The organism is Sphingopyxis bauzanensis, from assembly GCF_002205675.1.
In the GTDB taxonomy this organism is placed as follows: Bacteria; Pseudomonadota; Alphaproteobacteria; order Sphingomonadales; family Sphingomonadaceae; genus Sphingopyxis; species Sphingopyxis bauzanensis.
On record NZ_NISK01000003.1, the window covers coordinates 624,914 to 643,434 of the forward strand.

Below are 18,521 nucleotides of genomic sequence, written 5' to 3' on the forward strand. Positions count from 1 at the left end.
TTGCCAAACCGGTTCGGCGCCATATGACGGTGAGCCGTGGCTTCTTACCATCATTGCGCCCGTCGATGGCCCTGATCGCGCTGATCGGCGCCAGCGAAGTCTTGCCCGACGGCGGGCTGCGCGCGCTCGTCACCGTGGCGGGCGAAACTCTGATCGAGCGGCAGGCGGCGCGGCTGGCCGATGTCGGGGTGACGCATATCGCGGTTGCCGTCGCGGCAGTGCCCGCCGACCTGCTGGCGACGTGCGACCGCATCCGACGTCGCGGCGTGAAAGTGACCCCGATACGCGTCGCCACCGACATGATGGGGCTGGTGCAGGAGGATGACCGGATCATCCTGGTCGCCGACGGGCTGCGCGCAGGCGGGACGCATTATGCCGCGATCGCCAAGCCCGGCGCGCCTGCGATCCTCGTCACCGGCGATACGCCGCTGACGCAGGGGTTCGAGCGGATCGACGCGACGCGGCGCTGGGGAGGGCTGGCGAGCATTGCCCAGCCGATGGTCGCCGAACTGGCGGCCATGCCGGGCGAATGGGACATGATGCTCACGCTGCTGCGGCTGGCGGTGCAATCGGGCGCGCGGCGGCTCTATTGCGAACCGGCACTGTTCGAGCAGGGCGAGATCGCGATCGTTACCGATCGTCCGACCGCCGCGCTGATCGAGCAATCGAGCCTGCAGCAGGTCGAATATGGGGGGATGGGGTTTGGGCGGTCGGCGATCATGATGCCGCTGATCCGGCTTTTCGGGCCGCTGCTGGTCAAGTCGCCGACGACAGCGCGGTACCTCCCCTATTTGACCGCCTTTCTGTGGTTGGCCGTTGCGGGAATGGCGGCGAGCGGGCTGGCCGCGGCGGGCGCGCTGGTCGCAATCCTTGGCGGACTGGGGCTGACCGCGATGCGTTTCCTGTCGGCGTTCCGCGCCGAAAGCGCGGCGCAGGACCGGGTGCGCGACGTCATTCGGACCTTTGCCTGGGTCTTGCTCGCGGTTTTTCCATGGATTGTTTCGCTGGCGGGGCCGGGGCATGAAATGCCGCTGTTTTCCGAAGCTGCGCTGGCGCCGTGCCTCGCCGCGACCATCCTGCTAGCACGGTCGTTGTACGAGGATTCAAGCGAGCGGCGGCGCTTCCACTGGCTGCTCCCCGATGCCGATCAGGCGTGGATCATGCTGGCGCCCGCGTTGCTGTTCGGCTTTGCGTCATTGATGTTCGCGATCCTGCCGCTGCTCGCGCTGCTCCAGATTTTGCTCTGGCTGCGGTTGGCGCGGCGCCCGGAAGCGCCGTAAAACAAAGCGCTTCAAGGTTTAGCGCGTATTAACGCCATCCTGCTATCCGCGATCGTGCATGACTGACTCCGTCTCCTCGTCCGGCACCGATCCGCTGTCTGCGCGTCTGCGCGAACTCGCGGACTATCTGTCGGCACCCGCCGCCGGGCGGCTGACCGAGGAGCAGCGTGCGCTGTCGCTGGGGATCGCGCGGCGGCTGGTTGCCGATGTCGCGGTGTGGCTGGACCTGGCGATCGACACCGATGGATTGTGGTTCGAATGGCTGCGCAAGGGAGTGCCGGGCGCCGAGCGGCTGGCGCACATCTGCTTCGCCCGCGCCGAGGAGCATCGCTGGCGCGAACAATCGGCGCAGCGCACGCCGCCGCCGCCGATCCTGGCCGACACTGGTGAGGCGAACAGCGAGGCGGCGGTGGACGCGCCAATGTCCGACATCGACCGCGCCTATCTGGCGTTGCAGATCGCCGATCGCCGTCGTTTCGACGCGCTAGGCCATCCGGCGCTGGCGATTGCCGACCTCGACGGCGAGGTGTTTCGCGGGTTGCTGCGCGACGTCGCGGCGTGGCGTCTGGCCGAGGTCAGCCAGTATCAGGCCCGCGCCGCCCAATTGGGCGACGCGGTGCGGCTTGCCACCGAGCGTCACGCCGCCGAGCGCGGCATGGCGGATGCGGGCGCAGCCTATCACAAGATTTTGGGCGCGGGCGTGTCCGAGGCCGCCGGGCAGGCGATCACGCGACACGACTGGCCGACGCTGATCGCGCTCGCCGCCGCGGCGCTCGGCAGCAGCTATGACGATATGGCGCTGACGCTGCTGACGGCGGAGACGGCGGCGCTGCCGTCGCTGCTCGCGCCGCTCCACCTCGATCGCACCGCGCTGGCGCCGCTCGAAGCGTCGCTGGCGATGCTGCCGTCGCGCGCAGTCGCCGACCATAGCGCGCGCAATTTTGGCGAAATGCTGGCGCCGGGGCGCGATACGCAATGAGCGAGCGCATCATCCGCGGCCGGATCGACCGGTCGGGTGCGCTGGTCAGCGCCGACGCGCCGCTGCTGCGACTGCAACAGCGCGCGGGGGCGGGGCTGGGCAAACCGCTGGCGCTGCCGCATCTGGCGCGGCTGGTGGCGCTGGCGCAGCGACTGCACCGTGACATCAGCCGACCGCTGCACACCGCCGACGATCATAGCGATATTCACGCGCTGGTGCGCATCATCCCCGACGCCGACGGTGCGAGCCTGGAGATAAGCGACTGGCGCACGCGGCCGGTGGCGCACCCGCAGATCCCGGCAATCGGCGATAATGTCGTGGTGCCGCATGGCTGGACGTGGGAGTGCGACCAGCAATTGCGGGTGGTGGCGCTGCGCGCGGCGCCCGATGCACCGCCGGTCCCCGCCAATTGGGAGGGGCGCTCGCTGTCGGAATTGTTCGAGCTGCAACCCGACGGCGATGGCCGCTTTCCGGTGCTGCGCGCGCTGGCGCGGCAATCGCGCTTCGACGGCCAGCATGTGCAGGCTGACGCGCCTGCCGGGCGGCTGGCGATGACCTTGTCGGGGGACGCGCTGTTCGACGCGGTCGGTGGATTTACCGGGTTTCGCGGATCGGCCGTCGTCGCCGATGACGTGGCGGCCGATCCGGTGCCCGCCGCGATGCTCGTCGATCCTGCTTTCGGATCGCTACCGCTCTCCGATCCGCAGTTCGGTCGGCGCATCGACGGCGCGCTGCGCGGTCCGCTCAGCCGCATCATCGCGACCGCCGAGACGATTTCAGGCCAGTTCGACGGCCCCATCCGCGCCGATTATGCGCGTTACGCGGGCGACATTGCCCACGCCGGACGACATTTATTGGGGCTGGTCGACGATCTGGCCGATTTGCAGAATATCGAGCGGCCGGGGTTCAAGGCGGCGGCCGACGAAATCGACCTCGGCGATCTGGCGCGCCGCGCGGTCGGGCTGCTCGGCATGAAGGCCGAAGAAAAGGGCATTCGTATCGACGCCCCGCGCACTGACGACAAGGCTCCCGCGACGGGCGAATTCCGCCGCGTGTTGCAGGTGCTGCTCAACCTGTTGGGCAATGCGATCCGCTATTCGCCCGACAATTCGCTGATCTGGATTCGCGTGAACCGCGAAGGTGACCGCGCGACGGTGACCGTCGCCGATCAGGGGCAGGGGATCGACGCCGATCAACAGGCCGTGGTGTTCGAGAAATTCGAGCGGCTGGGACGGACCGACAGCGGCGGATCGGGGCTGGGGCTATATATCGCGCGGCGATTGGCCCGAGCGATGGACGGTGATTTGACGGTGGATAGCGCGCCGGGACAGGGGGCGCGGTTTACGTTGAGCTTGCCGGCGCGGGACTAGAGAAGAGCCGTCCCCCCGCGAAGGCGGGAGCCGTAAGCACCGTGCTTCTGCCTTGCTGCGTAACCCGACAGCGGCCCCCGCCTTCGCGGGGGCGATGGTCCGTGTCTGTCGCAGGCAACACCCGGATAGACGAAAAGGGCCCGCAATCGCGGTCCCTTTTCCTCATTTCTTTGCAGCGTATTAGCGCTTGCCTACCGCCACATAATCGCGCGGTGCCGGGCCCGTGTACAGCTGGCGCGGGCGACCAATTTTCTGGGCAGGGTCGGAGATCATTTCGTTCCACTGCGCGACCCAGCCGACGGTGCGGGCGAGCGCGAAGAGGGCGGTGAACATTGTCGTCGGGAAACCGATCGCCGACAGGATGACGCCCGAATAGAAATCGACGTTCGGGAACAGCTTTTTCTCGACGAAATAGGGATCGCTGAGCGCCATTTCCTCAAGCTGCAGCGCGACTTCGAAGACCGGGTCGTTTACCTTGAGCGCCTCGAACACTTCGCGGACGGTTTTCTGCATTACCGTCGCGCGCGGATCGTAATTTTTATAGACGCGGTGGCCAAAACCCATCAGGCGGAACGGATCGTCCTTGTCCTTGGCGCGCGCGATATATTCGGGGATGCGTTCGGGGCGGCCGATTTCGCGCAGCATGTTGAGGGCCGCCTCGTTCGCGCCGCCATGCGCCGGACCCCACAGGCAGGCGATACCGGCGGCGATGCACGCAAACGGATTGGCGCCCGACGAACCGGCGAGGCGGACGGTCGAAGTCGACGCGTTCTGCTCATGATCGGCGTGGAGGATGAAGATGCGGTCGAGCGCGCGTTCGACGACCGAATTGACCTCATATTCCTCGGCCGGAACGCCAAAGGTCATGCGCAGGAAATTGCCGGTGTAGCTGAGCTTGTTATCAGGGTAGACGAATGGCTGGCCGACCGAATATTTATACGCCATCGCGGCGATCGTCGGCATTTTGGCGATCAGCCGGTGGCTGGCGATCATCCGCTGGTGCGGATCGTGGATCTCGGTCGAATCATGATAGAAAGCGCTGAGCGCGCCGACCACGCCGCACATGATCGCCATCGGGTGCGCGTCGCGGCGGAAGCCGCGATAGAAGGTCGCCAGCTGCTCGTGCAGCATCGTATGGCGGGTGATCGTATAGTCAAAGGTCGCCAGCTCGTCGGCGCTCGGCAATTCGCCGTTCAGCAGCAGATAGCAGACTTCCATGAAGCTGGAATGTTCGGCGAGGTCGCCGATCGCATAGCCGCGATGCAGCAACACGCCTTCGTCGCCGTCTATATAGGTGATCTGCGATTCGCAGCTCGCGGTCGAGGTGAAGCCCGGATCGTAGGTAAAGGCGCCCGTCTGGGCATAGAATTTGCGGATGTCGACGACGTCGGGACCGACGGTGCCCGACAATACCGGACTTTCGACAGTCTTGTCGCCCAGGGTGATTTTTGCGGGTTGATCGGTCATATATTTTTCCCTGTTATGACGGCGAGGAGAGAGCGTGGCTACGCCCCTGCCGGATAATGTTGCGCTGCGTCAAGTCGGGCCAGACTGACATCACGCCCGAGCAACAACAGCACGTCGAAAATCCCTGGGGAAACGGTCCGGCCGGTTAGGGCAGCGCGTAATGGCCCGGCCAATTTGCCGAGCCCCAGATCGGCGGCTTCGGCCTCGGCCCGTACGGCGGCGTCCAGCTCTTCTATCGTCCATTGGTTCAGCCCGCGCAGCCGCTGCGTCACGGCAGCCAGCAAGCCTTCCGGGGCGCCCTTTAGCACCTCGTCGGCCTTTTCGTCCACCGGCAACGGTTCGCTCTGGAACAGGAACATCGCGCCGTCGGCGATTTCCTCGAGCGTCTTGGCGCGCGGTTTGAGCGATTCCATCGCGCGGGTCAGCACGGCGCGCTCGTCGTCGTTCAGCGCGCGACCGACGAGCGTTTCGACGCGCGGCGCGACCAGCGTGACCAGCCGCGCATCGTCGGCTTCGCGCAGATAATGGCCGTTGAGATTCTCCAGCTTTTTGAAGTCGAAACGCGACGGCGAGCGCCCGACATGGGCAAGGTCGAACCATTCGGTTGCCTGCTCGCGGCTGATGATCTCGTCGTCGCCATGCCCCCAGCCGAGGCGGAGCAGATAATTGTTCACCGCTTCGGGGAGGTAGCCCATTTCGTCGCGGTAAGCATCGACGCCGAGCGCGCCATGGCGCTTCGACAGTTTGGCGCCGTCGGCGCCGTGGATCAGCGGCACATGCGCATAAACCGGCTCGCGCCAGTTCATTGACCGGATCAGGGCCAGCTGGCGGAAGGCGTTGTTGAGATGGTCGTCTCCGCGGATGACGTGGGTGACGCCCATGTCGTTGTCGTCGACGACGACGCTGAGCATATAGGTCGGGGTGCCGTCGCTGCGCAGTAGGACAAAATCGTCGAGTTCGGCGTTCTGGACGGTGACATCGCCCTGTACTTTGTCGGTAATCGTCGCGGCACCGTCTTGCGGCGCGCGAAGGCGCACGACGTGAGGGAGGGCGGGGTCGCCGTCGTCTCGGTCGCGCCAAGGGCTGCGGACGCGGAAGGGCAAGCGCTTTTCCTGCGCTTCGGCGCGCATCGCGGCGAGTTCGTCCTGGCTGAGGTAACAGCGATAAGCTTCGCCCTTCGCCAGCAGTTCGGCGGCGACCGCAGCGTGGCGGTCGGCGCGAGCGAACTGGAACACCGTCTCGCCATCCCAGTCGAGATCGAGCCATTGCATCCCGTCGATGATGGCGTCGATCGCTGCATCGGTGGAGCGCGCGCGGTCGGTATCTTCGATCCGCAGCAGGAATTTGCCGCCATGATGGCGCGCGAACAGCCAGTTGAACAGCGCGGTGCGCGCGCCGCCGATGTGCAGAAAACCGGTCGGCGAGGGGGCGAACCGCGTCACGACGTCGGCGCCCGTTGCTTCCGTGGCGGTCGCGGTCAAACTGGTTTCAATTTTGGTTGCCACCAAGGCCTCTTTCACTCAATTTGCCGCGCATCGCAGCGGCGATCGGGGAGCCCCTAGCATGGCGACAAGGCAGCTTCAAACGCCCAATGCGGTGCGCTGGGGAGGTCGCTGGCAGACGCTGGGTGATGCGATCGAGGAGCGACTGGAGGAAGACCGCTAGCGGATTGCGCTGTGGCCGCCGGTTACGTTCGGCGCAGGCACTGCTCTGTAGCTGGCTCTGCCGACCGTGATGCACTGGATCGGGGCGCTGCTGGCACTGAGCGCGTGAGCGTGGGCAGGGCCGCTGGCGGGCTGGCAGCGTCGGCTCGGGCGCTCGATCGTCATCGGCTGCGTCGACGTTGCGATAGGAATTCTGCTCATCTGCGGCCGCGCCTTGTAGGGTGCCCGCCCGGTGTTGGCGTAGCCAGTGACGACCGCTGGTTACCGCGCGAATGCGTCGAGCGCTGGATAACGATCGACCGGGAAAGTCTGGCCGAAACCCGCGGGTTGACGCTCTATCTGGGGGGTCGGCCCACGGCCGTCGCCACGCTGCGCGCGAGGGACGCGCATCCGTGGCGGCAGCCGCAGCAGCTTAGTGGTAACGACGAAGCAGTCCCGACAAACGCCCTTGCACGATGACGCGGTTGGCGGGGTAACGCTGCGGCTCATAGGCGCTGTTCGCGGGGTCGAGCCGGATCATCGGGCCTTCGCGGCGGAAATATTTGAGCGTCGCGTCCTGTCCATCGACGAGCGCGACGACGATGTCGCCCTCGCGCGCGGTGCTGGCTTTCTGGATTAGCGCATAATCGCCGTCGAAGATTCCGGCCTCCACCATCGAGTCTCCCGAAACTTCGAGCGCATAATGTTCCCCCGAGCCGAGCAGCGCGGCGGGAACCGAGAGGTGGTTGTGATCCTCGAACGCTTCGATCGGGACGCCTGCGGCGATCTTGCCGTGCAGCGGCACCTCGACGATGTCATTGGCGGCGATCGGGCGCATCGCGGGGGCGGGTTTGCGCAGCGAGACGATATTGTCACGATCGTTTCGCACGGGAGATTTGGCCGCTTCGGGCACCTTGATCACTTCGAGCGCGCGGGCGCGGTTGGGGAGCCGGCGGAGGAAACCCCGCTCTTCCAAGGCACTGATAAGGCGGTGAATTCCCGACTTGGATTTTAACCCCAACGCTTCCTTCATCTCCTCGAACGATGGCGAAATGCCGCTCGCGTCGAGCTTTAGCTGAATGAAGTGAAGCAGTTCATGCTGCTTGGCCGTCAACATTGTCATTCTCCGTCAGGACCAGAACCGGACATAATGAGAACGATAGTGGAACAGAGCGGGACTTGTCAAGCGATGACGATGTAGTCCGCCATGACGCCCGCATCGCGCGGCGGTGCGGCGATGTTGCGGATCAGCAGCGCGTTTGCCGCGGCGAGCGGCAGCGTCATGCCGCTGTCTTGCCTGATCAGCGGGGTCAGCCGGCCGTTTTCGATTCGCGCGCGCAGATAATCGCGGCGCCCGCCGCCGCCGTCCAAAGGGGTCGCGAGCGGCGCCCGGTGTATCGCGGGGAGCGGATGGCGCGCACCGGCGAGGTGGCGGACGAGTGGGAGCAGGAACAGGGTCGCGGTGACGAGCGCCGACGACGGGTTGCCGGGCAGGCCGAGCAGGATCGCATCGCCAATCGTTCCGGCGATCAGCGGCTTGCCCGGGCGCATCGCGATCTTCCAGAAATTGACGGTGCCGCCCGCGTCCTGCAGCGCACCGCGTACATGGTCGTGGTCACCGACCGAGGCGCCGCCGACGGTGACGACGACGTCGTGACGTCGCGCCAAATTCTTCAAAACCTTGGCCAAAATTGCGCGATCGTCGCGAACGTGGTGGGGCAGGCTGGCGGTGGCGGGTTCGCCCGCGAGCATAGCCGCCAGCATCGGGCTGTTGCTGTCGGGGATCTGCCCCGCGGTCAGCGCGCGTCCGGCTTGGACGAGTTCGTCGCCAGTGGTGAGGATGGCGACGCGCGGGCGGCGTCCGACCACAAGTTGCTCGGCGCCGCTCATCGCTGCGGCGGCGATCGCGCCGGGGTTCAGGCGGGTTCCCGTTGGGAGCAGACAATCGCCGGCGGCGAAGTCGCTCGCACGGGCGCGGATATGGCGGCCGCGCTTGGCGGGGCCGTCGCCGGTCAAGGTCAGCGCGGTGCCATCGGCGGCGACATCCTCCTGCACAATGACGGTGTCGGCGCCATCGGGGACGAGCGCCCCGGTGAAGATGCGCATCGCTTCGCCCGCGTTCACGCTGCGACCCGGCGCGGTCCCCGCGGCGCTTTCGCCGATAATGGTCCACGGGCCGGGCAGGTCGTCGAAGCGAATCGCATAGCCGTCCATCGCCGATAATGGCGCGGCGGGCTGGTCGCGCTGGGCGAAGATATTATCCAAGGTGTAGAGGCCAAAACATTCGAAAAAGGATATTTTCTCGGGCGACAGCGGGCCACGCAACGCCAGCAGCCGCGCCTGCGCCTCCTCGACCGGCAGCAGCGCGCTCATTGGGCGCGCCAGTCGCCCGAGCGGCCGCCGCTCTTTTCGAGCAAGCGGATGTCGCCGAGCACCATCGCGCGGTCCAGCGCCTTCGCCATGTCGTAAAGCGTGAGCAGCGCGACCGACGCCGCGGTCAACGCCTCCATCTCGACCCCGGTCTGGCCCTTGGTTTCCGCGGTAGCTGTGACAGTGATTCCATTGTATTCCCACGCAAAGTCCACGCCAACTTTGGTGAGCGCAAGCGGGTGGCAGAGCGGGATGAGATCGGCGGTGCGCTTGGCGGCCATGATTCCGGCGATGCGCGCGGTCGACAGCACGTCGCCCTTGGGCGCATTACCGTCGCGGATCGTTTCGAGGGCGTCGGTCGACATGGTGATCCGGCCGCTGGCGATGGCGCGGCGCTGGGTGGCAGGCTTGGCGCCAACATCGACCATATGCGCGGCGCCGGTCTGGTCGAGATGAGTCGGTTTGAGGGTCATTGCGGGAGCGAAGCAAGGTGGGGTGGGAAAGGCAAGGGCAGATGAGGGGCGTGGGGTTCAATGCGGGAATATGGTGCCTTGAAGCGACCGAAACTAGCAGTGCCCCTGCGCAGGCGAGAGCTGCTGCCGGTTTACGCAGCAGCGCAGGAGCAGGCGGCTAGCGACCGCCTGCGCGGCGACGGTTTTGTGGGTCCTGCTCGCCATTCAGGAGCTGACATCAGCCCCCGAGCAGCGCCTTCGTTGCCGCCGTGACGTCAGCTTGGCGCATCAGGCTTTCGCCGACGAGGAAGGTTTTTACGCCGCTGGCCGCGAGGCGCTGGCAGTCGGTGTGGGTGCCGATGCCGCTTTCGCCGACGAGCAGGGTGCCCGTGGGGACAAGTTTGGCGATACGTTCGGTGACGCCGAGGTCGGTTTCGAAAGTGCGCAAGTCGCGGTTGTTGACGCCGATCAGGCGCGATTGCAGCTGGGTCAGGGCGCGGTCGAGTTCGGCTTCGTCGTGAACCTCGACGAGCACGTCCATGCCGCGGTCGAGCGCCGCGGCCTCGATCTCTTGCATTGCGCCATTGTCCAGCGCGGCGACGATGATCAGGATCGCGTCGGCGCCAATCGCGCGCGCTTCGGCGACCTGCCAGGGGTCGATCATGAAATCCTTGCGCAGCGCGGGCAGCGGGCAGGCGTTGCGCGCGGCGATGAGATAATCCTCATGCCCCTGGAAATATGGGGCGTCGGTGAGCACCGAGAGGCAGGCGGCGCCGCCCGCAGTATAAGCGCGGGCATGGTCGTCGGGGTTGAAATCGTTACGAATCAATCCTTTGGAGGGCGATGCTTTCTTGATCTCGGCGATCAGGGCAAAGCCGCCTGCGTCGATTTTCGCCTGCAAGGCGGCGTGGAAGCCGCGCACCGGGCTGGCGTCGATCGCGTCGAGGTCGGTGAACGAGCGCAGCGCTCGGCGCGCGGCCACTTCTTCGGCTTTGGTGGCGAGGATCTGGGTCAGCTTGTTCATTTATAGGCGATCCAGCAGTTGAGGAGCGCGTGGGCGAGCCCTTTATCGATCGCTTCGGCGGCTTCCTCGACGCCTTCGGTCAGCGTTTCGGCGGCGCCCGCGATGACGAGCGCTTCGGCGGCGTTGTACAGGACCGCGTCGCGATAGGCGCCGGGGGCGCCCTCCAGCAGTTCGCGGAGCGCCTTGGCATTGTCGGCCGCATCACCGCCGCGAATGGCCTCGATCGGGTGGGTGGGCAGACCTGCGTCGGCGGCGTGGCTGCGCTGCATGAACACGCCCTCGGCGTTGACCACCGCGACCTCGTTGCCGCCCGCCAGTGACAGTTCGTCGATGCCTTCATCGCCCGAGACAACGCGCGAATGGTCGGTGCCGAGCCGGTGTAGCGCCTCGGCATATACGGGGACATAGCCGGGGCGCGCGATGCCGATCAGCTGGCGGGTGACGCGCGCGGGATTTGCGAGCGGGCCCATCAGGTTGAAGATGGTGCGGCGGGCGAGCTTCTGGCGGATCGGCTGGATGCGCTTCATCGCCGGATGGTGGTTGGCGGCAAAGAGGAAACAGATGCCGAGGTCGGCGAGGGTAGCTTCGGCGAGGCGCCCGGCGCGTTCCATGTCGAGCCCGAGGACTTCGAGGGTGTCGGCGGCGCCGGATTTTGAGGAAGCGGCACGATTTCCGTGCTTTGCGACGGGTACTTCGCACGCCGCAACGACAATCGCGACCGCGGTCGAGACGTTGAGCGTGTGGTGGCCGTCGCCGCCGGTGCCGCACACATCGATTGCGCCTTTGGGGGCATCGATGGGGATCAGCCGGTCGCGCAGCGCCTGCGCCGCGGCGGCGATTTCGACCATGGTTTCGCCGCGATCGGACAAAGCGGTGAGGAATTCGGCGATCTCGTCCTCGCTCGTACCCGCGTCGAGGATGTCGGCGAAGGCCTGCGCGGCCTCGTCATGACCCAGCAGATGCGCGGGGTCGGGCAGCAGGCCGAACCGGCTCATGCGGCTTGCCGCGCCAATACGGGCAGTCCGGCTACGCCCATGAAGTTGGCGAGCATCGCATGGCCATGTTCGGTCGCGATGCTTTCGGGGTGGAATTGCACCCCGTGGATCGGCAGGTCGACGTGACGGAGGCCCATCACCGCGCCGTCGTCACTCGTCGCGTTGATGATCAGGCAGTCGGGAATGTCGACAACCTCGAGGCTGTGATAGCGCGTCGCCTGAAATGGGGAGGGCAGGCCGGTGTAAAGGCCGGTGCCGTCGTGGCAGACGGGCGACGTCTTGCCGTGCATCAGGTGGCCGCGCTGGACTGTGCCGCCGAAATGTTGGCCGATCGCCTGATGACCGAGGCAGACGCCGAGCAACGGGCGCTGGGCAGCGGCGCAGGCGGCGACAAGGTCGAGGCTGATCCCGGCTTCATTCGGGGTGCAGGGGCCGGGCGAGATCAGGATGGCATCGGCGCCGGTCGCGAGTGCTTCAGCGGCGGTCAGCGCGTCGTTGCGTTCGACGCGTACGTCGGCGCCCAGCTCGATCAGGTAATGAACGAGGTTGAAGGTAAAGCTGTCGTAATTGTCGATGACGAGGATCATGGGGGTGGGCCGTAATGGGTGAAGGCGCGCGAGTGAAGCAATAAGTCCTTTTGTGCGGACGAAGCGGGATTTGCGGGTCGCGATCTTCCCCATGGCTTCGCCACAGGGAGGATTGGTTACTGCGCCATCAGCTTTGCCAGATCGTCCTTCCAGAACTTTGCCCAGGTGTGGGTGCTGTGGCCCTTGGTTTCAGGGCTGGCTGGGATGAGGATGAACGTCGTCGTTTTCATCCGCGATGCCGCCTTTTCGGTGATACCGTAGGCGGGCGGGTTGATGAAATCGTCGGCGCTGTTGATCCACAGGATCGGGACATTGATCTTTTCGAGGTCGGGCCACGGGTTGTATGTACGCGAGCTATCGAGCTGATAAATCAAGTCATTGGAGTCGTTGCGGCCATAGGTGCGGGCAAAGGCCTCGTCCTTGTATGTCTCGGCCGCGGCACGGGTTGGATATTGCAACTGGAGCGCATAAGGGTTGGCGCCTGCGATCAGCGTCAGCGAGGCGGCGGTGCGCAGGCCTGCGGCGGGCGGGGTGGTGTAATTGCCGTCCTGCCATAGCGGGTCGGCCTTGATCGCGTCGATGGTCAGCGTGCGCCATATGCGGTTCTGCCCCGCGATCTCGACCGGCAGGCAGGCAAAGGGCGCGAGCTTTTCCGCGAAACCGGGGCGGGTGGTGCCCCAGGCAAAGGCGTGCATGCAGCCCATCGACGTGCCGAGGATCAGCTTGAGTTTGTGGACGCCGAGCTTTTCGGTGAGCATCCAGTGCTGCGCGGCGACCATGTCGTCATAGTCATATTTTGGGAACGCCATCCGCATCCCGTCGCTGGGCTTGGACGAGCCGCCATGGCCGATGTTGTCGGGCAGGATGATGTAGTATTTCGCGGTGTCGAGCAGCTGACCTGGGCCGAACAGCTCGCTGGCAAATTGCGGCTGGAAGAATTGCTTGCCGGTGCCGCCGGTGCCGTGGAGGATCATCACGGCGTTGGTGACATGGCCCTTTTTGTCGCGCTGCGGTGTGCCGAGCGTCGTGTAGTGGATTTTGAGTTCGGGCAGTTTCTCGCCGGTGGTGAAAGTGAAATCCTTCAGGATCGCGTCGCCTTCGACAGCGCCTGCGGGGGTTTGGGCGTGGGCGGGAAGGCTGGTGAGCAGCAGGGCGAGCGGGGCGAGGATTTTGTGCATGGCGCGACGCTAACGCGCGCCAAGTTCAGGTCAAGCTATTGCCCATATCCCGGCGTTCCCGCCAGCCGTACCGCCTCGCGCGCAGCAGCGAAGAGGGCGCCCGCCTTGGCCTCGCACTCGCGCTGTTCATAGGCGGGGTCGCTATCGGCGACGATACCGGCGCCCGCTTGCACATGCATTTCGCCATCCTTGACGATTGCGGTGCGCAGCACGATGCAGCTGTCCATATTGCCGTCGGGGGCGAAATAGCCGACGCCGCCCGCATAAGGCCCGCGCGCGACGGCTTCGAGCTCGGCGATGATCTGGCAAGCGCGGACTTTGGGGGCGCCGCTGACGGTGCCGGCGGGGAAGCCCGCGAACAGCGCGTCGATGGCGTCCTTGTCGGGGGCGATGCGGCCGATGACGTTCGAGACGATGTGCATGACGTGGCTGTAAAATTCGACGGTGTAGCTGTCGGTGACGGTGACACTGCCGCCGACCGCGGCGCGGCCGACGTCGTTGCGGCCGAGGTCGAGCAGCATCAGATGTTCGGCGCGTTCCTTGGGATCGGCGAGCAGGCTTTCGCGGTTTTCGACATCCTCGGCGCTGGTCTTGCCGCGCGGGCGGGTTCCGGCGATCGGGCGGATCGTGATTTCGCCGTCGCGCACGCGGACAAGGATTTCGGGTGACGAGCCGATCAGCGCGAAGCCGGGCAGGTCGAGGAAATAGAGGAAGGGCGAGGGGTTGATGCGGCGGAGCGCGCGGTAGAGGTCGAAGGGCGGCAGGTCGAAGGGGGTCGAGAAGCGCTGCGACAGCACGACCTGAAAAATGTCGCCCGCGGCGATATAATTCTTGGCCTTGGCGACCATCGCGGCGAATTGCGCGGGCGGGGTGGCGGGGTTGGCCGCGATGTCGGCGGGGAGCGCATCGGTCAAGGCGCGGTCGGCGGACACGCTGGCGGTCGACAGGCGCGCGGCGATGGTGTCGAGCCGGTCCTGCGCGGTCTCGATCATCCGGTCGAGTGCGCCGTCGGCATCGGGCCAGATCGGCGCGATCAGGAACAGTTCGTCGGCGAGGCGGTCGAAGACGAGGATCGTCGTCGGGCGGACGAACACCATGTCGGGCAGTTCGAGCCCGGCCCCCGACGCGCGCGGGATGCGCTCGACGAGGCCGATGGTTTCATAAGCGAAGAAGCCGACGAGCGTTGCGAGCGCCTTGGGCAAGCCGTCGGGGACGTCGAACCGGCATTCGGCGACGAGATCGCGCAGCGCCTGCAACGCCGGAGTGGCGAGGGGCTGAAAGGCGCCCCGGTCATGGCGCCAGTCGCGGTTTATGCGCGCGGTGTCCCCGGTCACTTCAAACATCAGGTCGGGATCGAGCCCGATCAGGCTGTAACGCCCGCGCGTTTCGCCGCTTTCGACTGATTCAAGCACCCAGTCGCCGCGCCCCGGTTCGATCAGCTTGAGCGCTGCCGAGACAGGAGTTTCGATGTCGGCGATCAGCCGCTGCCAGACGACCGCGCCGCGGCCGCGCGCCAGGGCCTCGAGCGCCGCGGCTTTGCCCTCCAACGCCACCGCGACGTTATTCGGCGACCGGCGCGGTGCCGGTGAGTTCCTGGCGCAGCTGCTCGACCAGTTGTTTGTTGATCGTCACCCCGACGCGGCGCTTTGCTTCGCCTGCCAGCTGTTCGATCAGTTCGTTGCCGAACGCGGGAGCGAGCGGCTGGGCGATGGCGGCGACGCGGGCGGGCTCGATCGATTTGGAATCGGGGCGCTGGACGTCGGCGAGTGCGATGACCATCCAGCCGCGATTGCCGGGGATTTCGAGCGTCTTGACGCTGTTCTTGGCCATCGAGAACAGCAAAGCGAGTTCGGGCGGCACGGGCTGGCCGTTCTGGCCGAGTTCTCCGCGGCGCCCGCCGATCGTCTGGACGCTGCCGATGTTCGGCCCCGCAGCGGTGACCGCGGCGCCGAGCGCCTGGCCGCCTTCGACCGCCTTGACGATCGCGCGTGCCTTGTCGCGGGCAATTTTCTGCCCCTGCGCCAAACGCCAGTCGGCAAGCAACTCGGCGCGGATTTGCGCGAAGGGCGGCGGCGCCGCGGCGATGATCGATTTGACCGCATAGACGGCGAATTTTTCGTTCTCGACCAGCGTCGCGAGCTGGCCTTCGCCTTCAGACGCGCCCTGAAACGCCTGGCTGACCAATGGCGCGAGTTCGGACGGCAGCGTGTCGGCAGGCTGGCCGGGGACGCGGCCGCTGGGCAGCAGCGGCTGCGTCGTGGCTAGGGTGAGCTTGCGGTCGGCGGCGATTTCTTCGATCGACGCGCCGCTGTTCACGGCGTCCTGGATCGCGTTGTAATAATCGACGATCGCCTCGTTCGCCTTGTTCTTGGCCAGTTCGGTGCGGATGTCGGCGCTGGCATCGGCGAGGCTGCGCGCCGGCCGCGCGGTGACATCTTCGACGCGCGCGACGCTCCAGCCGAGACCAGTCTGGATCGGACCGATCAGGTCGCCCTGCTTGGCAGCAAAGGCGGCTTTCGCGGCGGCCGCGGTGCTGGTGGCGGCATAGGAGGATTGGGTGAGGTCGCCGGTGGTCGAGGCCGACAGCCCCGCGGCCTGCGCCGCGGCGGCGAGCGAGGTGCCGCTGCGCACCTTGGCGGCGAGTGCATTGGCGGTCGCCTGATCGGGCGCGATCACCTGCGCAAAGCGGCGCGTTTCGCTCGCGGCATATTGCGCGGCATTGTCCTTGTAGACTTTGGCGATTTCGGCGTCGGTGACGGCCGAGACCGGCACGCTGGCCGCATCGAACAGCGCATATTGAATAACGCGGCGTTCGGGCACGGTGAATTTCGCCGCGTTCTGGGTGAGGTAGGTTTTGAGCGCGGCGTCGCCGGGGTCGGCGGTCGGCGCAAAAGGGCTCGACGGAATGTAGGTCGCCTGACCACGCCGCTGTTCGAGCAGCAGCGCGGCATAGGGCTGCGCCATGCCGGGGGCGAGGCGCGGCATGCTGGCGATCGGGGCGGCGATCTGTTCGATCAGCAGTTGCTGGCGCAGGTCGCGGCGCAGCTGCGCTTCGGTCATGCCGTTTTCGCGCAGAAAGGTTTCAAAGCGCGTCTGGTCAAAACTGCCCGACACGCCGGCAAAGGCAGGGATGTCGGCGATGCGGCCATCGATAAGCCGCTTGCTGACGCCAAAGCCCATTTCGGTCGCGAACTGGTCAAAAGCCATGCCTTCGATCAGCTGGTTAAGCACCTGGTCAAGCCCGCCCGATTCGACGAAGGCGGCCATCGTCATCCCAGGCTGGTCCTGTCGTGCTTGATTATAGGCGAGACGCACGCGGTCGCGCAGCTCGCCAACGCCAATTTCCTCGCCGCCGACTTTCGCGACATTGGCGCCGCCCATGCCGCCAAAAGACGAATTGCCGGTGACGTCGCTGAGCGCAAAGGCCACGCCAACAAGGGCGACGAAGGCGAGCGCAAGGAATTTGCCGATGGTCGAGGAAAACATGCGGCGGATGGCGGTAATCATGGGGCAGGCAATCTTTCGGCGGGGCGCGGGGATGCGCGGTTGTGCGATGCTTTAGAGCCGCGGCGGCACGGCATCAAGGCGCGAAACGGGCTTTTCATGGCGGCGCAACGCGGCTTGCCTATCGCCCCCGCCCGCCGCTAGGGCTTTGGCATCATTCAGACAGCGGGAGAGATGCGGCAATGGCACGGCGTAAATATGTGGTCGGCAACTGGAAAATGAACGGCGTGACCGCGTCGATCGCAGATGCGCAGGCGATTTTCGCGGCGGCTGGCGATCATGCCGAGGTAGATGTGGCGATATGCCCGCCGTTCACCCTGATCGGCGCGATGGTTGCCGCGGTACCGGGCGCCGCGGTCGGCGGGCAGGATTGCCACAGCGCTGTGTCGGGCGCGTTTACCGGATCGGTCGCGGCGCCGATGCTGGCCGATGCCGGTGCCATCCTGGTGATCGTCGGGCATAGCGAGCGGCGCGAAGGCTGCGGCGAAAGCGATGCCGATGTGCGGGCGAAGGCCGAGGCCGGGCTGGGTGCGGGATTGTCGGTCATATTGTGCGTCGGCGAGCCGCGCGAGGTGCGCGAATCGGGACGGGCAATCGATTATGTGCTGGCGCAGATTGCTGGGTCGGTTCCCGACGATTTCGACGCCACTCGGCTGGCGATCGCTTATGAACCGATCTGGGCGATCGGGACCGGGCTGGTCCCGACGGTGGACGATGTCGCCGCGATGCATGGTGCGATCCGCGGCGCATTGGCGGCGCGCTTTGGCGGCGCGGCGGAGGACGATATGCGGTTGTTGTACGGCGGGTCGGTCAATGGCGACAATGCTTGCGAATTGCTGGGAGCAGGTGATGTCGATGGGGCGCTGGTTGGCGGCGCGAGCCTGACGGCGGCGAAGTTTTTGCCGATTGTGGCGGCGGCTGCCAAGTTATGATCGTCGCTCCCGCGAAGGCGGGGCCGCCATCGGCTTTAGTCGGCGCTGCCGCGCAAACCGCGAACGGCCCCCTTGGCGGGCGCGACGGGTAGTATCGGGGCGACGTATAGCTTGAAGCCGAGCCGCTTCATCTCTATGTGCGCCGCGGGCGTGGTCCGTGTGAGACCGCGCAAGTTCGGGAAAATATGATGTCCAGCCTTTTCACCTTCATTCTCGTCCTGCAGGCGCTTGTCGCCGCGGCGATGATTGGCGTCATTCTGATGCAAAAGTCGGAAGGTGGCGGTTTGGGGGTTGGCGGCAGCCCCGGCGGGATGTTGTCGGCGCGCGGCGCGGCGGATTTCATGACCCGGGCGACGACTATTTTGGCCTGCCTGTTCGTCGGCCTGTCGATCGTACTGGCGGCGATGGCATCGGTAGGCCGCAGCGGCTCGACGATCGACACCTCGCTGTCGAAATCGGCGCAGACGAGCGGCGCGGCACCGACGTCGTCGCTGACCGGTCCGGCGCAGCCGACCCAAAGCGCACCCGCGACGGCAGCCCCTGAACCGGTTAGCGATGATCCGCTCGCCGCTGCCGCCGCGGCAGCGACGCAGGAAATTGCTCCGGCGCCGGCGCAGGCGCCCGCCAAGCAATAACCGACAGCTTCGGTTTCAGATAAGCCCGCGCGGCGGAAATAAATTCCGCCGTTTGCGATTCGACGGCTTGCGCCGTCCCCCTCCGGTTGAGTAAGTCTTTCCTCC

At 66.1% G+C, this 18,521-nt stretch carries 16 protein-coding genes; 5 read left to right on the top strand and 11 right to left on the bottom strand.

Features of this window, described 5'->3' with window-relative positions:
- The first annotated feature begins 23 nt into the window (after nucleotides 1-23).
- From CDQ92_RS14405 to CDQ92_RS14415, 3 genes are read left to right on the top strand one after another with little or no spacing between them, the layout of a single operon-like run.
- Complete coding sequence (locus CDQ92_RS14405) at nucleotides 24-1,280, top strand: hypothetical protein (RefSeq protein WP_229667351.1); 1,257 nt, start codon at nucleotides 24-26, stop codon at nucleotides 1,278-1,280.
- A 58-nt stretch (nucleotides 1,281-1,338) separates the two neighbouring features.
- Nucleotides 1,339-2,259, top strand: a complete 921-nt coding sequence (locus CDQ92_RS14410) for a hypothetical protein (protein ID WP_088442036.1) — start codon at nucleotides 1,339-1,341, stop codon at nucleotides 2,257-2,259.
- Entirely contained in the window at nucleotides 2,256-3,629 is a 1,374-nt protein-coding gene (locus CDQ92_RS14415) for a sensor histidine kinase (RefSeq protein ID WP_088442037.1), read from the top strand. Before CDQ92_RS14410 ends, CDQ92_RS14415 begins: the two co-directional genes overlap by 4 nt.
- A 180-nt stretch (nucleotides 3,630-3,809) precedes the next feature.
- Here the strand turns inward: CDQ92_RS14415 and CDQ92_RS14420 are convergent, their stop codons facing one another.
- The 11 genes from CDQ92_RS14420 to CDQ92_RS14470 form a co-directional block, all read right to left on the bottom strand.
- Entirely contained in the window at nucleotides 3,810-5,096 is a 1,287-nt protein-coding gene (locus CDQ92_RS14420) for a citrate synthase (RefSeq protein ID WP_088442038.1), read from the bottom strand.
- Nucleotides 5,097-5,134: 38 nt separating this feature from the next.
- Entirely contained in the window at nucleotides 5,135-6,601 is a 1,467-nt protein-coding gene (gltX, locus tag CDQ92_RS14425; protein WP_229667353.1) for a glutamate--tRNA ligase, read from the bottom strand.
- 571 nt (nucleotides 6,602-7,172) lie between these two features.
- Complete coding sequence (gene lexA / locus CDQ92_RS14430) at nucleotides 7,173-7,856, bottom strand: transcriptional repressor LexA (protein ID WP_088442039.1); 684 nt, start codon at nucleotides 7,854-7,856, stop codon at nucleotides 7,173-7,175.
- A gap of 65 nt (nucleotides 7,857-7,921) precedes the next feature.
- Complete coding sequence (locus CDQ92_RS14435) at nucleotides 7,922-9,112, bottom strand: molybdopterin molybdotransferase MoeA (RefSeq protein ID WP_088442040.1); 1,191 nt, start codon at nucleotides 9,110-9,112, stop codon at nucleotides 7,922-7,924.
- Nucleotides 9,109-9,582 (bottom strand): cyclic pyranopterin monophosphate synthase MoaC, encoded by a 474-nt coding sequence (moaC, locus tag CDQ92_RS14440; protein ID WP_088442041.1) that lies wholly within the window; start codon nucleotides 9,580-9,582, stop codon nucleotides 9,109-9,111. Before moaC ends, CDQ92_RS14435 begins: the two co-directional genes overlap by 4 nt.
- A gap of 217 nt (nucleotides 9,583-9,799) precedes the next feature.
- The gene (gene trpC / locus CDQ92_RS14445) at nucleotides 9,800-10,585 is read right to left on the bottom strand and encodes an indole-3-glycerol phosphate synthase TrpC (RefSeq protein ID WP_088442042.1); all 786 of its coding nucleotides are present in this window, start codon (nucleotides 10,583-10,585) and stop codon (nucleotides 9,800-9,802) included.
- The gene (gene trpD, locus CDQ92_RS14450; protein ID WP_088442043.1) at nucleotides 10,582-11,580 is read right to left on the bottom strand and encodes an anthranilate phosphoribosyltransferase; all 999 of its coding nucleotides are present in this window, start codon (nucleotides 11,578-11,580) and stop codon (nucleotides 10,582-10,584) included. The genes trpC and trpD overlap by 4 nt, the downstream gene beginning before the upstream one ends.
- Nucleotides 11,577-12,167 carry an anthranilate synthase component II gene (locus CDQ92_RS14455; protein WP_088442044.1) on the bottom strand — a complete coding sequence of 197 codons (591 nt, stop codon included), beginning with the start codon at nucleotides 12,165-12,167 and terminating at the stop codon, nucleotides 11,577-11,579. Before CDQ92_RS14455 ends, trpD begins: the two co-directional genes overlap by 4 nt.
- A 116-nt stretch (nucleotides 12,168-12,283) precedes the next feature.
- A complete protein-coding gene (locus CDQ92_RS14460; protein WP_088442045.1) occupies nucleotides 12,284-13,345 on the bottom strand; it encodes an alpha/beta fold hydrolase in 1,062 nt (353 codons plus the stop codon).
- A 35-nt stretch (nucleotides 13,346-13,380) separates the two neighbouring features.
- Nucleotides 13,381-14,898 (bottom strand): anthranilate synthase component I, encoded by a 1,518-nt coding sequence (gene trpE, locus CDQ92_RS14465; protein WP_088442046.1) that lies wholly within the window; start codon nucleotides 14,896-14,898, stop codon nucleotides 13,381-13,383.
- Between the two features lie 7 nt (nucleotides 14,899-14,905).
- Nucleotides 14,906-16,852 (bottom strand): peptidylprolyl isomerase, encoded by a 1,947-nt coding sequence (locus tag CDQ92_RS14470; protein ID WP_088442047.1) that lies wholly within the window; start codon nucleotides 16,850-16,852, stop codon nucleotides 14,906-14,908.
- A 179-nt stretch (nucleotides 16,853-17,031) separates the two neighbouring features.
- Between CDQ92_RS14470 and tpiA the strand changes: the two genes are divergently transcribed.
- Nucleotides 17,032-17,781 (top strand): triose-phosphate isomerase, encoded by a 750-nt coding sequence (gene tpiA / locus CDQ92_RS14475; protein WP_088442048.1) that lies wholly within the window; start codon nucleotides 17,032-17,034, stop codon nucleotides 17,779-17,781.
- Nucleotides 17,782-17,966: 185 nt separating this feature from the next.
- On the top strand, nucleotides 17,967-18,416 hold the full coding sequence (gene secG, locus CDQ92_RS14480; protein ID WP_088442049.1) for a preprotein translocase subunit SecG: 450 nt from the start codon (nucleotides 17,967-17,969) through the stop codon (nucleotides 18,414-18,416).
- The last annotated feature ends 105 nt before the right edge of the window (nucleotides 18,417-18,521 follow it).

What these genes read in the sequence shown, in the direction of transcription:
- CDQ92_RS14405 (WP_229667351.1), top strand. Translation starts at nt 24, where the DNA reads ATGACGGTGAGCCGTGGCTTCTTACCATCATTGCGCCCGTCGATGGCC.
- CDQ92_RS14410 (WP_088442036.1), top strand. Translation starts at nt 1,339, where the DNA reads ATGACTGACTCCGTCTCCTCGTCCGGCACCGATCCGCTGTCTGCGCGT.
- CDQ92_RS14415 (WP_088442037.1), top strand. Translation starts at nt 2,256, where the DNA reads ATGAGCGAGCGCATCATCCGCGGCCGGATCGACCGGTCGGGTGCGCTG.
- CDQ92_RS14420 (WP_088442038.1), bottom strand. Translation starts at nt 5,096, where the DNA reads ATGACCGATCAACCCGCAAAAATCACCCTGGGCGACAAGACTGTCGAA.
- lexA (WP_088442039.1), bottom strand. Translation starts at nt 7,856, where the DNA reads ATGTTGACGGCCAAGCAGCATGAACTGCTTCACTTCATTCAGCTAAAG.
- CDQ92_RS14435 (WP_088442040.1), bottom strand. Translation starts at nt 9,112, where the DNA reads ATGAGCGCGCTGCTGCCGGTCGAGGAGGCGCAGGCGCGGCTGCTGGCG.
- moaC (WP_088442041.1), bottom strand. Translation starts at nt 9,582, where the DNA reads ATGACCCTCAAACCGACTCATCTCGACCAGACCGGCGCCGCGCATATG.
- trpC (WP_088442042.1), bottom strand. Translation starts at nt 10,585, where the DNA reads ATGAACAAGCTGACCCAGATCCTCGCCACCAAAGCCGAAGAAGTGGCC.
- trpD (WP_088442043.1), bottom strand. Translation starts at nt 11,580, where the DNA reads ATGAGCCGGTTCGGCCTGCTGCCCGACCCCGCGCATCTGCTGGGTCAT.
- CDQ92_RS14455 (WP_088442044.1), bottom strand. Translation starts at nt 12,167, where the DNA reads ATGATCCTCGTCATCGACAATTACGACAGCTTTACCTTCAACCTCGTT.
- CDQ92_RS14460 (WP_088442045.1), bottom strand. Translation starts at nt 13,345, where the DNA reads ATGCACAAAATCCTCGCCCCGCTCGCCCTGCTGCTCACCAGCCTTCCC.
- CDQ92_RS14470 (WP_088442047.1), bottom strand. Translation starts at nt 16,852, where the DNA reads ATGATTACCGCCATCCGCCGCATGTTTTCCTCGACCATCGGCAAATTC.
- tpiA (WP_088442048.1), top strand. Translation starts at nt 17,032, where the DNA reads ATGGCACGGCGTAAATATGTGGTCGGCAACTGGAAAATGAACGGCGTG.
- secG (WP_088442049.1), top strand. Translation starts at nt 17,967, where the DNA reads ATGATGTCCAGCCTTTTCACCTTCATTCTCGTCCTGCAGGCGCTTGTC.